Annotated in this window: 10 protein-coding genes; 7 read left to right on the forward strand and 3 right to left on the reverse strand. The window is 61.6% G+C overall.

The features are described 5' to 3' along the window. The 7 genes from EDF74_RS17135 (at position 1) to EDF74_RS17165 (ending at position 9,660) form a co-directional block, all read left to right on the forward strand. Positions 1 to 2,301: a hypothetical protein gene (locus EDF74_RS17135; protein ID WP_148045971.1), complete on the forward strand. Its 2,301-nt coding sequence runs from the start codon at positions 1 to 3 to the stop codon at positions 2,299 to 2,301. A 69-nt stretch (positions 2,302 to 2,370) separates the two neighbouring features. Beyond that, positions 2,371 to 3,663 (forward strand): NAD(P)/FAD-dependent oxidoreductase, encoded by a 1,293-nt coding sequence (locus EDF74_RS17140; protein WP_123731242.1) that lies wholly within the window; start codon positions 2,371 to 2,373, stop codon positions 3,661 to 3,663. 233 nt (positions 3,664 to 3,896) lie between these two features. Beyond that, on the forward strand, positions 3,897 to 4,565 hold the full coding sequence (locus tag EDF74_RS17145) for a class I SAM-dependent methyltransferase (RefSeq protein WP_123731243.1): 669 nt from the start codon (positions 3,897 to 3,899) through the stop codon (positions 4,563 to 4,565). A gap of 32 nt (positions 4,566 to 4,597) precedes the next feature. Continuing rightward, positions 4,598 to 5,542, forward strand: coding sequence for an NAD-dependent epimerase/dehydratase family protein (locus EDF74_RS17150; RefSeq protein ID WP_123731244.1), 945 nt, complete (start codon positions 4,598 to 4,600; stop codon positions 5,540 to 5,542). A gap of 76 nt (positions 5,543 to 5,618) precedes the next feature. Then, the gene (locus tag EDF74_RS17155; protein WP_123731245.1) at positions 5,619 to 7,487 is read left to right on the forward strand and encodes a hypothetical protein; all 1,869 of its coding nucleotides are present in this window, start codon (positions 5,619 to 5,621) and stop codon (positions 7,485 to 7,487) included. A gap of 50 nt (positions 7,488 to 7,537) precedes the next feature. Next, positions 7,538 to 7,948, forward strand: a complete 411-nt coding sequence (locus EDF74_RS17160) for a GtrA family protein (RefSeq protein WP_123731246.1) — start codon at positions 7,538 to 7,540, stop codon at positions 7,946 to 7,948. Then, entirely contained in the window at positions 7,945 to 9,660 is a 1,716-nt protein-coding gene (locus EDF74_RS17165; RefSeq protein WP_148045972.1) for a hypothetical protein, read from the forward strand. The genes EDF74_RS17160 and EDF74_RS17165 overlap by 4 nt, the downstream gene beginning before the upstream one ends. A gap of 103 nt (positions 9,661 to 9,763) precedes the next feature. Here the strand turns inward: EDF74_RS17165 and EDF74_RS17170 are convergent, their stop codons facing one another. From EDF74_RS17170 to EDF74_RS17180, 3 genes are all read right to left on the reverse strand, one after another. Next, a complete protein-coding gene (locus EDF74_RS17170; protein WP_123731248.1) occupies positions 9,764 to 10,756 on the reverse strand; it encodes a glycosyltransferase family 2 protein in 993 nt (330 codons plus the stop codon). Positions 10,757 to 10,779: 23 nt separating this feature from the next. Further along, a complete protein-coding gene (locus tag EDF74_RS17175; protein ID WP_123731249.1) occupies positions 10,780 to 13,020 on the reverse strand; it encodes a hypothetical protein in 2,241 nt (746 codons plus the stop codon). Positions 13,021 to 13,088: 68 nt separating this feature from the next. Next, positions 13,089 to 14,189, reverse strand: coding sequence for a hypothetical protein (locus EDF74_RS17180; protein ID WP_311316921.1), 1,101 nt, complete (start codon positions 14,187 to 14,189; stop codon positions 13,089 to 13,091). Positions 14,190 to 14,329: the final 140 nt, after the last annotated feature.

The raw sequence follows: 14,329 nt of genomic DNA on the forward strand, positions 1-14,329 counted from the left end.
ATGACAGCACTGCACAACAGCGGTGGCACCGGCGCATCCGCCGCTGCCGATGGACGTGGCGTGTCGCGGGCCAGGATCAAAAAGATGCTCGGCGCGCCCTGTCTAGCACTGCTGGTCTGCGTGTTTATGCTGGCCGGCTGCAGCCCAACGCCGGATCCTGCGCGGGCGACGCAAGGTGGCTGCTCTCCATCGACCTTTCCCCTTCTGCCAAGTGATGCATCCGTCCAAGGACGCATAACACGCTGCGACGGCGGGGATGACTGGACCGGTAGAATACAGACCCAGCCTTATCCTGCCGGTACCCGCCACATCGAGGTGATGCTCACCGGCTACCCGTCTGTCCATGGCATCAACTTGAACGCGGTCGGTCAATCCGGCAGAACCGCCCCCATCTTGTCGCTGCCCACTCCTCGGGAAAGCTGGCAGCGCGTGAATCTCACCATCCCGGAGGAAGTTTCACGGGAAGAGTTCAGCGTGGTGCTTCAGGATGACGCAACCGGTATGTACGGATGGGCCGGATTAGGGGCATCCACTGTCCCGTTCGCAGTCACGTTCAAACAGGGCCTGCTTCCGTTGCTGCTCGCGGTGCTATTAGGCAATACGTGGCTGACCGTCTTGTCATTCTGCCTGCCACGCGTCGGCACACCTCGCGAACAGGCGCTCACGGGGCTGCTTGCCGCAGGGTGCATTTGGCTATTGGTGTTCATCGCCTTCGTCGGTTCCGCCGTGCTCGGCAGTGTGGTGTCCGCCGCGGCAGTGTTGCTTCCGTTTGCATGGGCCCTACGGACCGGACGACGCCCTGGCCGCACCTTCGGCGAGCTTGTAGGTATCCAGAAGGAACTGCTGCCGGTGTTGCTGCTGGCACTACTGGTGCTATGGATCGGCCTCTTCCCGTTCCATGGCACTGGCATGCCAAATGCAGAAGGTGCGGACCGATGGCGCCCGCTCCCGATCGACGCGTGGCTGCCCATGCTGTTCGGAGATATGCTCGCGCAGGGCCGCCTAGACGTTCCGATGATCGGCGACTGGCTGAGCAGCGACCGCCCCCCGCTGCAGGCCGGCCTGTACCTGATGGTGCGCGACGCTTGGCCTCAGGCACATGGCCTGGTCTACCAAGGCATTTCGACCTGGGCGCAGACGCTGTTCCTGCTCCCGCTAGCGGCCTTGCTGGATCGTTTCGCCGGCAGATCGGTTCGAACGCTCACCCTGTTTGCGCTGTGCCTGTCCGCGCTGGTGCTAGTCAACGCCTTGTTTGTCTGGCCCAAACTGCTTGCAGCTGCGTTCTGCCTCGTCTACTACGGCGCCCTTTTCCCTGCAAGCGGGATGCCCCGACGTTGGGGCCAGGCCGGTATCGCCGCTGCAATGGCGATGCTGTCCCACGGTGGCGCCCTGTTCTTCCTCGTCGGCGCCTCGCTGATGCAACTGGCATGGTACCGACGCGCGGGCCTTGTGATGCTGGCACGCACCGGCGCTATCGCCCTTGCAGGCTATCTGCCCTGGATCGCCTACCAGCGTTTCGTCGATCCGCCCGGTGATCGCCTCATAAAATGGCATTTCGCCGGCAAGGTTCCACCCAGCACCGAAAGCGCACTGCATGCCCTGGTAGATGCCTACTCGCACCTGACGCCTTCGCAGTGGATGCATGCACGCCTGCACGACATCACGATCATCACTCGTGGTGCCCTCAGTGCACCCGTGGATGCGCTTTCAGTCATGGTGAACCACAGCGCGTCCGCCACTGCATCCTTCATCGAAGTCAGTTTCTTCCACCTGTTCTATTCGATGTGGTTCGCCTCGCCCTTGCTGCTGCCGCCCTGTCTGGCGGTGCTGTACTGGCGCAGCCGCGCACGCGGGGTGTGCGATCCTGCCCTCACTGAACTGCTGAAAATCCTCGCCACGGTGCTGCTGGTCCTGGTGTTCTGGATAGTGGCGATGTTTGACGCGGGAGCCACCTCCATCCACCAGGGCGCCTATGCAGGCGGACTGCTGATGCAGGCAGCGATCCTGGTCACCCTTGCACGCACTAGTAAGGTGTTGTTCTACATCGTTGGGCTAGCCAGTATTGCCGTGGCACTGAAGGCCTACGCCCTGGATCGGGCGTTCCTGCCAAGTATGCAGATCGGCTATCTCGCAGGGACGGTGGCGTTGTGCGGCGGGCTGCTGGCGGTCCTCAATCGCACGGCCAGTCCACACAGGCCGCCCTTGCAGGCACCACACACCGCCGCCGAGGCCGAGGCCGAGCGTCCACAGCGCAGGTTGCACGCCCAAGCAGGCACACAGCTTGAACACGCTGGGACCTGATCGACCGCCGCGCTGGAGCCGAGATGTGCTGCAACGCCGAAAAAACAGCAACGAAGGGACATAACCTCAATGAGCAAATTCGCCATCATCGGTAGCGGCCCCATGGGCCTCATGGCAGCCATGGAGCTGCTCAAGCGCGGCCACCAGGTCGACATCTTCGAGCGTGACGATCGCATCGGCGGCATGTCCGCCGATTTCGATTTCGACGGCCTGCGCATCGAGCGTTATTACCACTTCATTTGTAAGACCGACTATCCGTTGTTCAAGCTGCTGGATGAAATGCAGCTGTCCGACCGCCTGCACTGGACCGACACCAAGATGGGCTACTACTACGAAGGCAAGCTGCACAAGTGGGGTACCCCGTTCGCGTTGCTCGGCTTCCCGCACCTTGGTGTGATCGACAAGGTCCGCTATGCCCTGCACGTGATGCATACAAAGGGCATTCAGGACTGGAGCGCGCTGGACAAGGAGAACGCGCGCGACTGGATCACCCGCTGGATCGGGCCAAAGGCCTACAAGGTGATGTGGGAGAAGGCCTTTGCGCTGAAGTTCTTCGAGTACCAGAACGACCTGTCGGCCTCCTGGATTGGGACCCGCATCAAGCGCGTGGCCCTGTCGCGGCGCAATCTTTTCAATGAAAGCATGGGCTACCTGGACGGTGGTTCGGCCGTGCTGCTGCAGAAGATGGCGGCGCACGTGCAGAAACTCGGTGGCCGGATTCTGCTGTCCCAGCCCATCGAGGAAGTCGCCTCGACCGACGGCAAGGTCACCGGCATCGTCACCCGGGACGGACACATCGCGTACGACCGCGTAGTCTCCACCGCACCGATCCAGTACGTGCCCAAACTCGTTCCGGGCTTGCCGGACTCGTTCGCCGCACAGGTCGGCGCAATCGAGAACATCCCGGTGGCCTGCGTCATCCTCAAGCTCTCCAAACCGGTGAGCGAGAACTTCTGGATGAACATCAGCGATGAGCGGATCACCATTCCTGGGCTGATCGAGTACAGCAACCTCAACCCAGGCAACGGGCCGGGCGAACACATCGTCTATGCCCCGTACTACATGCCCAAGACGCACCCCAAGTGGCAGTGGAGCAACCAGCAGCTCATCGACGAGGTCATCAGCTACCTGCCGATGATCAATCCTGCGTTCAAGCCGGAATGGATCCGGGCCACCCATTGCCACCGTTATGAGTACGCCCAGACCATCTGCCCGCCAGGGTTCCAGGACATGCTGCCGCCCATGAAGACGCCGCTGGAAGGCTTCTTCATGGCCGACACGGCTTACTACTACCCCGAGGACCGTTCCATCAACGAGAGCATCGCGGTCGGTACCCGCTTGGCGGAGGTGGCCAGCGCCTGACCGCCCCCCCCCATTTATGTTGGGATAAGCGCTGCGCCGGCCCTCCCTATTGACCTACCATGCTCTCCAAGGGGCTGACAAAGCGCATGCAGAGGATGCACCGGGCCACAGCCGGTGCGCCCGCTCCGTAGCCGGCAGGATGCGCCAAGGCTGCACCCACAGCGCTGCGCTCAGCTTCATGTGGACTTGATCCGCTTCTTTTTCTGCATTCCCACTTCCCAGGAGCATGTCCGATGCCCGATATCGACCAGGATCTCGACGTCCTCTACCGCCACCGGTTCTCGCCGCAGGAACTTGCGAGCAAGAACCGCATCTGGCAGGTGCTGTGCGGTCAGTATTTCAGCCGCTTCGTCAGTCCCAATGAGACCGTGGTCGACATCGGTGCCGGCTATTGCGAGTTCATCAACAACATTCCGGCCGCGCATAAGATTGCCGTGGACCTGAATCCGGACGTGCGCAAATTCGCTGCCGACGGTATCCGCATCATCAACGAATCCTGCACGGCGGTGAGCTCCATCCCCAGCGGCAGCGTCGATGCGGTTTTCATGAGCAACTTCCTTGAACACCTCCCGAGCAAGGACCTCGTCCTGCAGACGCTGCGCGAAAGTGCACGCATGCTTCGCCCGGGCGGACGCGTGATCATTCTGCAGCCCAACATCCGCTTCCTGTACGACGAGTACTGGGACTACTTCGACCACCACACCGCGCTCAGCGATCGTAGCCTGGTCGAAGGTGTCCTGATGGCCGGACTGGATCCCAAGGTCGTCGTGCCCAGGTTCCTTCCCTACACCACCAAGAGCCGGCTGCCGCAGGCGCCGTGGCTGGTGTCGCTGTACCTGCGTATCCCATTGGCGTGGCGCTTCCTCGGCAAACAGGCCCTAGTCGTGGCGTACAAGCGCTGATCCCTTTCCCCCGAAATTTCCAGAGTTCGTCCATGGCAAACAAGAGTGACAAGATCGTCTTGACCGGCGCCGCAGGCCTGGTCGGGCAGAACCTCATCGTCGAATTGAAGCAGCAGGGGTACTCCCAGCTGGTGGCGATCGACAAACATGAGCACAACCTCGCGATCCTGCGCCGCCTGCATCCGGACGTGAAGACCATCCTGGCCGATCTCGCCGAACCGGGTGAGTGGACTGCCGCTTTTGTCGGTGCACGCGTGGTGGTGCAGTTGCATGCTCAGATCACCGGTAAGTTCCGCGCCCTGTTTGATCGCAACAACTTGCAGGCGACCGAACGCGTGCTTGCCGCGTGCGCGCAGCACCAGGTGCCCTTCATGGTTCATATCAGTTCTTCGGTGGTCAACTCGGTGGCCACCGATGACTACACCGAAACCAAGAAGCAGCAGGAAGCCCAGGTGCGCGCCAGCAGCATTGCGCACTGCGTGCTGCGCCCCACCCTGATGTTCGGCTGGTTCGATCCCAAGCACCTGGGTTGGTTGTCGCGTTTCATGGCCCGCACGCCCGTCTTCCCGATCCCGGGCGACGGCCGATTCATGCGCCAGCCACTGTACGAGCGCGACTTCTGCCGGTGTATCGCCCAATGCATCGCGCGCGAGCCCAGTGGCGAAACCTACGACATCGTAGGCGCTACCCGGGTGGATTACGTGGACATCATCCGCACCATCAAGAAGGTCAAGAACCTGCGCACGTTGATCGTGCACATCCCCATCGGCTTCTTTGCCTTGCTGCTGCGGGTGTACAGCGTGTTCAGCAGCAAGCCTCCGTTTACGGCCGACCAGCTCAAAGCGCTGTCCGCCGGCGACGACTTCAAGGGGGTCGATACCGAGGCCATCTTCGGCGTAGCCCAGACGCCGTTTGAAGAAGCGATCCGTGAGAGCTACTGCGATCCGCGCTACAGCACCATTGTCCTCAAACGCTGAGCCTTGTCGCGGCGCAGCCCGATCATCCCTCCACCTCCGCACCTCACCACGCCACTATTCGATATCGATGAACATAATGCGAAGCGAGAGCCTGATCGGCGCGTTGAAAAATCACCGTGTTGCAGTGGTTCAAGTCCTGCTTTTAATGGCTGCCATGGCCATCGCCTTCGCTGGAATGACTGACCGCAGCTACCGTGGAGGCATTACAGGCGGGTGTTCGCAGGCATACTCCCACTTTCTGAAACAGGCCACCTCCGCCTCACCACGGGCGATCAGCTTCTGCAACGAACAGAATGCCGATGTCGCCGACCTGATCGTCGAGCCGATCAAAGCAGGAACGCAATCAATCGCCGTCCAGATTGCCGGCTATGGCGACACCCCGGGAATCAGTGCGTCGCTTGTTGGCGCAGACGGCAGTACCTATCCCGTTGCCTTGCCCCGAGCCGGCGATGAGTGGGTGCCCTGGACCATAACCTTGCCGGAGCAGCTCCGCTCCCAGCAGAGCAAACTTGTTCTCAGCGATCGTTCCAAGGAGGGGTTCGGCTGGATCGGGGTGGGCATCACAGCTGGTTACGATGGATGGGTACCCGTGAGCATTGCCTTGCTGTTGCTGGCCATGCTGTATCCACTGATACGGCGAACCGGCTCACTCTCAACTCCAGGAGCGCCTCAGCCTGGTTTGCGAGCGCGTCGTCCGCTGATCGTAGCGTCAGCCATGTCCATAGTGACACTCATTGCGCTCATCCTCCGGCGACCTTCGCAGTTCAGCAATCCATATGTGTGGGTCGAGGATGGTAGAGACTTGCTACCGCACTTCGTCAAGTACGGCTGGCAGACGCTGTTCGAACCAGTTGCTGGCTACATCCTCATACCGAACAAGCTCATCAATGCGGCGGCCGTCAGCCTTTCCTTCAGATGGCTGCCGGAGATCAGCCTGCTGCTATGCGTACTGTTCACCTTGATCGTGATCCTGGTCATCGCGATGTCGCCGACCCGGCTACGCGCGCCCGTGCTGTGCGCGTTTGCGGTTCTCGCGGTACCTACCGACCCGGAAGTTTTCACTACATCCGCGTACGCGTTGTGGTGGGGGTCGCTTTTGGCGGTAATGCCAATATTCTGGGATGAACAGCGTGCTCCTTCCTTGCGATGCCGGCTGCCGCTGGTCGTCGTTGGTGCGCTGTCCTCTCCCTTCATTATTTTTCTGGCCCCGCTCTATCTGGCTCGCGCGATCTGGCTTCGCCGGCGATCCGAATGGATCCTGGCGGTCGTCGCAGGCATGTTGGCGGTGGTTCAGGCCGCCTTGGTAGTGCTGAACACAGTGCCCAGCGGTAAGCCATATCAGCTTCCTGGCATTCCGATCGTGATTGGCAAGTTTGTTGGAAATTATTTCTGGTGGTCTCCCGACTCAGCATCCCCAGCCCTGGCGGCCGGAATTGGGTGTGCGGCACTGCTCGTTTGCGCAGTGTATGCAATGGCGCAGCGGCGGCGAAACGGCGTCGTCATCTCGCTGGTTGCAGCCTGCTTGCTCCTGGCCATTGTCGCGAGCACAGGCCGGGTGATGGTCGACCCGCTAGATCCGTTCAACGCTGGGCCGCGGTACTTTTTCTATCCGTACATCTTCATCAGCTGGCTACTGATCCAGCTGATGGCCGAGGCACGTGGCGTTGCGCGTTTTCTGCTGATTGCGCTGCTTGTCGCGCCACTTCCGCATGTCCTCCAGCACGGACAGCGGACACATGAACACTTGGACTGGCGGGATGAAGTCAGCCGCTGCACGAATGGAACCGCCGTCGAAGGAATTCCCATCCATGTCGCGGGCTATCTCAGTTTCGTATGGCGCTCCCCCCTGTCTGCTGATGCCTGCAGAGCGCTGGTGAGAGAGAGTCTCTTCGACAACACGCTCACCAGCGATGATCTTCCCTTGAACCCTCACCCTTCACCGTAAGCCAGGTAGACCCACCTCATGACCTTCAACCGCACCGGCTCTGCCATACCATGATCGATCGTCGGTTTATGCTTTTTATCGCCGCAAGCGGCCTGGCTGCCATGGCGAACTTCGGTTCGCGCATCGCCTTCAGCCAGGTGATGGGCTATGCCTGGGCGATCGTCCTGGCCTACCTGGTCGGCATGGCGACAGCCTTTCTGCTCAATCGTGCGTTCGTCTTCAAGGACGCTGACAGGTCATTGAGCCACCAGGTGTTCTGGTTCGTGGCAGTGAACATGCTCGCCCTGGTGCAGACGTTGCTGATCAGCCTGCTGTTTACCCACTACGTTTTTCCCTGGCTGGGCATGACTTTCCATCCTGAAACCATCGCGCATGCGCTGGGCATCGCGGCGCCAGCGGTTGTGAGCTACTTCGGCCACAAGCACCTCACTTTTAAGCAAACCAAGGAGCCACGTCCATGACGACGTCACCGTCTGCCGCTTCCCGACGCGGCGTGCTCGGCTACCTCGCGGACAATCCCGCGTTCTGTGCAGGCCTCGTACTCGCGCTAGCCTTCGCGGTGCTTGGCGTCATCGCCGGTGCACGCGCGCATAGTCCGGTGCCGTTCTGGGACATGTGGGATGGCTCGCTTGGCTTCTACATGCATCAGCAGGTGGATGCATCGGCTTGGTGGGCACAGCACAACGAGCATCGCATTGTGCTCGCCCGTGCCTTGTTCTTCCTCGACCTCAAGTACTTCGGCGGGCAGGCGGTATTCCTGCTGATCGTCAACTACATACTGGCGGCCGCGATGTTCGGGCTGCTGGCATGGTGCGCCTCGCGTCTGGATAGGCCGGTCACAACCAGCATGAAGATCACCATGGCGGTGATCCTGAGTCTGTCATATCTGTGGACTCAGGAAAACAACCTCACCTGGGGCTTCCAGAGCCAGTTCTTCCTTGCCCAGTTGCTGCCTTTGGTAGGACTGGCGCTGCTGTGGAAGTCCAGTCTTCCCGGCCAACGCCAGACTTGGTGGTTCGCGGCAAGCCTGGGGGTGGGGGTGGTCGCCGCCGGCAGCATGGCCAACGGCGTAATGGCATCCTGGCTGATCGTCGCTGGGTGCGTGATCGGTCGCCAAGGATGGAGGCGAAGCGTACTGGCCGTGCTGGTCGCCATCGCGGTCTGCGCGCTCTACTTCCATGGCTATGCGTCGCCGGGCGGGGACTCCTTGACCACCACACTGGGTCGTCAGCCGCGCGGCGTACTGTGGTTCCTGTTCGCCTACTTGGGCAGCCCGTTCGCGCACCTCGTGCCCGAGGCCGCGCCCAATGTGCGGCTGGCTGCCGCATGCGGTGGCGTGATCACGGTGCTGGCCGTCCTCCTCGGCGGAGCGGCGCTGTTGCGGCGGCGGCAGTCGGTCGACATGGAACTGGTAATCGGCCTGTTCCTCGCCTACTTGGGCGCCTCTGCGTTCGCGATCTCCACAAGCCGGATCGTATTTGGCCTTGAGAGCGCGGTTGCCAGCCGCTACACCACGCCTGCCCTGCTGATCATCGGCTGCGTGATGGTGCTGGGCGTGGCCCGTCTGTCGACCCGCTTCGCGTGGGCGCGCGGCCACTGGGCAAGCCTGCTGTTGATCATCCCGTTGGCCTTTGTGCCCTTACAGCGGAATGCGCTCAAGCACAATCCACTCGCTGATTTCGAGCGGGTGGTCGCCGCGATGGCGTTGGAGATGGGCGTCCGCGATGACGAGCAGCTCATGTGGACTTATCCCGATTCACCGCGCGTGCTGAAGATCGCACACGAAGCTGCTGCGCAGGATCTGTCAATCTTCGCGAACCCATGGATCCGCGATGCCTCCGACAGCATCGGAACGGTCTACGTGGGCGCACCTGTAGAAGGCTGCGGCGTGGTACCCCCGGTCACGACTGACCTGCCAAAGTCCCAAGGTTGGACGCGCCTGCAGGGGGGCCTGGTGGACGAACGGCTGGGTAACAGTCTGAGCACGCTGTATCTGCTGGATGCGCAGGACAAAATCATCGGCCGTGGTGTCCTGGCAGTCCCCGAACGAGGGGCCGACAGCAAGGATTTCGGCGCTCCCTTCAAGTTGTATGCGCCCCGCGCCGCGCTGACGCCTGGTCCGATGAAGGTTGTGCTTCCCGGAATCTGCAGCGGTGCCTTCAATTACCAATAGATCAAGGCGCTACGGGTCATCGGGCCTTAGGCCCGATGACCGGACACCGATCATCATCTGACGGAATAGCAAGCGGACCACGTCCCCTCGTCGCGGGCATGAATTATCGTAGCGGTACGAGCGAGCCGTGCAACGCACGACGCGGCACGGCGGCGATGTCGTAACCGATGAAGGCAAGCAGGAATTGAAGGCCGCTGACCAAAGCAATCGCCGGCAATACCACCGTGCCGACCGGCGAAGGCACGTCCTGCGAGGCGGCCTGCCACCAGTGCCAGCCGCCATAAGTGGCACCACCGAACAGCAGTGTGGCGGCAGCGATCAGCTCGAAGGACGCGATGGACAGGTCGCGCAGGTAATAGTTGTAGGCGATGCGTTTGAGCAGATTTCGCAGGTGCTTGACCGCGAACTCACCGAGCACCTTGCCGACGCTCAAGTTACTATCTTCGTCTCCATAACGGGCGTCCATCGGCACATCGGCGACTACCGCACGCATTGTGTTGAGCCGGAACAATACATCGGTTTCGAAGAAGTAGCGCTTGCTTATCGCGTCCACCGGCAGCCGCTCGGCCACGCGAGCGTGGATGGCAGTGTAGCCGTTGGTGGGATCGAAGGTGTCCCAATAGCCGGTCGAGGCCTTTGCCAAAAAAGACAAGCCGAGGTTACCTACTCGGCGAATCCAGGGCATCTGCCGGATCTGGGTTAGATCCCAGAAGCGATTACCTTTCGTGTAGTCGGCCTCACCTCGCAGGATGGGATTAACAAAGTGCGGCAGCAACAGCGGATCCATCTGGCCATCGCCGTCGATCTTCACCATCACGTCCATGCCATCGGCCACTGCCTGGGCATAGCCACTCAGCACGGCCGCACCTACGCCGCCGTTCTCCGCACGGCGCACCACCTTGACCCGAGCATCGGTGTTCTGGCGCTCGATCAGGTCTGCAGAGGACTCCGGGCAAGCATCATCGACACAGTAGATGGCGCTCACCTCTGGCCCAATCGCCTCGATCACCCCAAGGATGTGCCGTGTGACTTTGTAGCAGGGAATGACCACGGCAACGCGGGGCGGATGGGCGGAAGCGAGCGGCAGGGAACTCATCGGAATCTCTCGGCAGATCATGGTCAGGGCAGAATACGGTAGAAGACAATGCCGTCCGGCCCTTCAGACACCTCACTGCCCCAAATGCCCAGGTCGCGATAGCTCAGCGAGCAGTACTCCCGGTCAAATAGCGGTGCGCGGGCAGTGCCGCGGGTGGCGATGATATGGGTAATCCCGTAACGGCGAAGCAGCGCACGTGCATCTGCACGCGAGGCATGACAGAACGCGGAATCCAGGTCGCCTGCTTGCAGAGCGTAGCCACTACCCAGCCGCACGTTAAATAGATAATCGCGAGCGCCAAACGGCAGGTAGGAGGCGATTTCACCCGCCGGCAGCACCCAGTCTTCGCGCCCGTTGAGCACTTTGCTGTAGGCCGGCGCAAGGACCACGGCGTCCTTGGGCAGTCGGGCCTCAGCCGCTCGGAACTGGCGCACCTTCTTCTCGGTGATCGGGAGCGTCCAGCCCATGCTCTTGGGCGGAGGCCCTTGGATATCAATCTTGCGAAAGGCCACCGCACAAGCAAGCAGCACCATCAACAACGTCCAGCCCGCCCAGCGGGGTGCCACGGTATTTGGATCCAGCGTGGCGCGCAGCGAACGCAGGGTGTCCCAGCCAAGCACAGTGGCGGCGCATAGCAGCAGCCAGTGAATCGGAACACTGTACATCGCCAGCAGATCTACATAGCGCTGCGTGTAAGTACTGAGCAGACTGGCCTGAAGCGTGTCGTGCCCGAGCAAAAGCGAGATGATGTTCGAAGAGCGAAGTGCAATCATCACTGCTAGTAATGCACCGCACTGCAGCAGGAGCAGCAGCACGAAACCATTACGCTGCGGCAACTTGCCCGGCATCAACACGATGAAGGCCAAGCTGAGCAGCAATGACATCACTGCGGCCCCGCGCGTAGCCCAGAGCAGTTTGGCACTGAATATCTGTGCGGCGGCGGGCAGGCCTTGGTCCCACAGCGCTGGTTGCGGGCCGTACCACAGCTCCCAGCGCAGAACCTCCCACAGACGTGAAAGCCCGCCACTGGCCGACTCGATATCGTGTGACGTTTCGAGTACTTGCAAACCAAGAGTCTGCTCGACGAAGTGATGGATACCGGGGCTGACTTCCGCCAGAAGCTGCAGATAGTACGGGTCAGATGCAAGCAGCAGACAGCCCAGAACTCCACCGACACACATCCCAAGCACCGGCCACCCCAACCGTGCAACGACCCCGCCGCTCTTCCACCACGGCACCAGCATCACTACAGCGAACAGCGGCGCGGCATAACTTGCATAGCCAATGACCAGCGACGGGTTGAGCTTGGCCGCCATTGCACCAGCGAATGCAAACAACGTCCACGCCAGCAATTGACTCGCCCGCGTTGGCACCAGCCAGCACAGGACAGCGCACAGCGTTGGCGCGAGCAATACGCCGAACGCTGCCAACCGCCCCGTGCTGTTTAAGTCTGACATCGGGTACAAGTACGACGTGCCACGCACCATCACGTAGCACCACAGCAAGGACACCAGCGCAACGAAGGCGAGCTGTAGGCGCTGATCGACCAGGCTCCGGCGCAGCCAGCAAGCGGTCAGTTCGAAGAGCGCGAACAGTGCCAGCGTCGCCTGCAACACAGGCTGCACCTTCAGGAACGGGCCCATGTGGTGGCCCAGACCCGGCCACGCCCATAACGAGGTGAGCAGGTGCAGCATCTTCGGGTACTTTTCCAGCCAGTCTGTATTGCCCGCGCTGAGCTTGGGATAGCCAGCGCGGAACAGGTCAAGGCTGAAAGCGATGTGCTGGTGCGTATCCAACCCCAGGCTGCCTGCGCGCATGGAGTAGTAGGCGGCAAACTTCAGGCAGACCAAGCCGCCGAGCAATGCCGGCACCCACGCGAGCAGAGGAGTCGGCACCACGCACCCCACCGCCATCGACTGCGCCCTGCTCTTGAGCAGACTCCACGCTGCAAGACCGGCCACGCCAATCACCAGCAACGGCATCGCCCATGGTAGACCCAATCCCCGGGTCCACACGTAGGTCAGCGGGCTGCACAGCAGCCAGACCACGATCAGGACGAACTGGCCCAGCAACGCATTGAAGAACACCAGCGGTGCACCCGGCTGCGGCGCTATCCCCAACCAGACGAGCAGCCGGTGTCCGATCAGCGACATCGTCAACAGCGACACCGTGAGCAACAGCATGAATTCGAACTGCCAGCGGGTTCTGGCAAACAGCGCCACCACCACCAGATACAGCAAGAACATCCAGCGCTTGCCGTGCATGCATGTTTTCAACACATCCAATGTACGTCCCCTGTCCAATCCCTTTGCACTCGCCCCCATCGACGTGGCTACGCCAGTGCCTGTGCCACGCCGGCGGCGATCCGGTCGAAACTGCCCTGCGCCATCAACGGATGGCCCCCGGAGGCCACCGGCGCGGGCATCAAGCCACGCGCTTCGCACGCGTCGACCAGCGCGCTCAGCCCCTCGCAGATAGCCTCGGGCGTCATCGACGCCAGCGAGTGGATATTGGGCACGGTCTCATCCAGCCGCTTGTTGTCATACCGGTTGGTCAACACCGACATACCGAAGGCAGCCATCTCCAGAGGCGGGTAGCTGGGATGCGGGGACACCATCAACGACAGCCCGATCGAAGACGTTGACAGCAGCGCGGCGTACGCATCGATGTCCAGCTTGCCCAGCGCCTTGAGTTTGAACGGCCCCAAGTCCAGGTCGCTTTCGATCTCACCCGGGGCGGCTACTTGCCATTGGGCCGAGCGCGGATCCTTCCAGCCCCACAGGCGCAGACCTTCGCAGATCAGTTCGAACGCGTTGCGTGGGGTCCCTGGGCGCGCATAGACGACGATTCGCCGCTCTCGCGCGGTGGTGGCAATGCGCGCCTGGGCCAGGGCAGTACGCAGGCCGTCATGCAGCACCGGCTCGAATACGCTGGCAGTTGCATACCGCATTCCGTGGTGGGCGAAGAACTCGGCGAGCAGGCCGGTATTGAAAATTGCGATGTCGCGGTCGCACCGGTAGGTGCTGAGCGACAGCGCATACTGGCTGGACCATGCATAGAAACCCGGCTCGAAATCCTGGATCAGGTAAACCATCGGACGGTCGATCCCGCCGTGGGCACCTTGCCAGGCCGACAGCCGCTGTGCGGCATATGCCGTCCACCAGGCGGTCGCCACCCATATGTCCTCGCCGGCAATGGGCAAGGTCTTGCCGTAGCGATCACTGAACGGAACAATCTGACGCTGTGCATCGGACGTGGCACCTGCGGGCACCAACGTATGGTCGGCGAAGCGCGACAGCGCTTCCTCGTCTGGCTCGCTGTCGACCAGGATGATGCGCGACGCGGGAAAGAAACGGCATAGCTCCCGATAGATCAGCACCGCAGTGTGGATACCGCCGAAATAGTGTCGGCGGTTGATCGAGGGCAGCACCAAGTTCAGTCGCTTGCCCTGCCACGGGTCGTGACGCGCCTCACAGGGCGTGATTTCCCCGACGCTGGTGGCCGGGGCCACACTCGTCGGGCCGCCCGCTTCAAGACGACCGGCGACACGTCTCAGCAGTGAAGCCAGACGAC

The organism is Stenotrophomonas rhizophila (assembly GCF_003751305.1).
In the GTDB taxonomy this organism is placed as follows: domain Bacteria; phylum Pseudomonadota; class Gammaproteobacteria; order Xanthomonadales; family Xanthomonadaceae; genus Stenotrophomonas; species Stenotrophomonas rhizophila_B.

Coding starts and splice junctions, on each gene's coding strand:
- EDF74_RS17135 (WP_148045971.1), top strand. CDS start 1: ATGACAGCACTGCACAACAGCGGTGGCACCGGCGCATCCGCCGCTGCC.
- EDF74_RS17140 (WP_123731242.1), top strand. CDS start 2,371: ATGAGCAAATTCGCCATCATCGGTAGCGGCCCCATGGGCCTCATGGCA.
- EDF74_RS17145 (WP_123731243.1), top strand. CDS start 3,897: ATGCCCGATATCGACCAGGATCTCGACGTCCTCTACCGCCACCGGTTC.
- EDF74_RS17150 (WP_123731244.1), top strand. CDS start 4,598: ATGGCAAACAAGAGTGACAAGATCGTCTTGACCGGCGCCGCAGGCCTG.
- EDF74_RS17155 (WP_123731245.1), top strand. CDS start 5,619: ATGCGAAGCGAGAGCCTGATCGGCGCGTTGAAAAATCACCGTGTTGCA.
- EDF74_RS17160 (WP_123731246.1), top strand. CDS start 7,538: ATGATCGATCGTCGGTTTATGCTTTTTATCGCCGCAAGCGGCCTGGCT.
- EDF74_RS17165 (WP_148045972.1), top strand. CDS start 7,945: ATGACGACGTCACCGTCTGCCGCTTCCCGACGCGGCGTGCTCGGCTAC.
- EDF74_RS17170 (WP_123731248.1), bottom strand. CDS start 10,756: ATGAGTTCCCTGCCGCTCGCTTCCGCCCATCCGCCCCGCGTTGCCGTG.
- EDF74_RS17175 (WP_123731249.1), bottom strand. CDS start 13,020: ATGCACGGCAAGCGCTGGATGTTCTTGCTGTATCTGGTGGTGGTGGCG.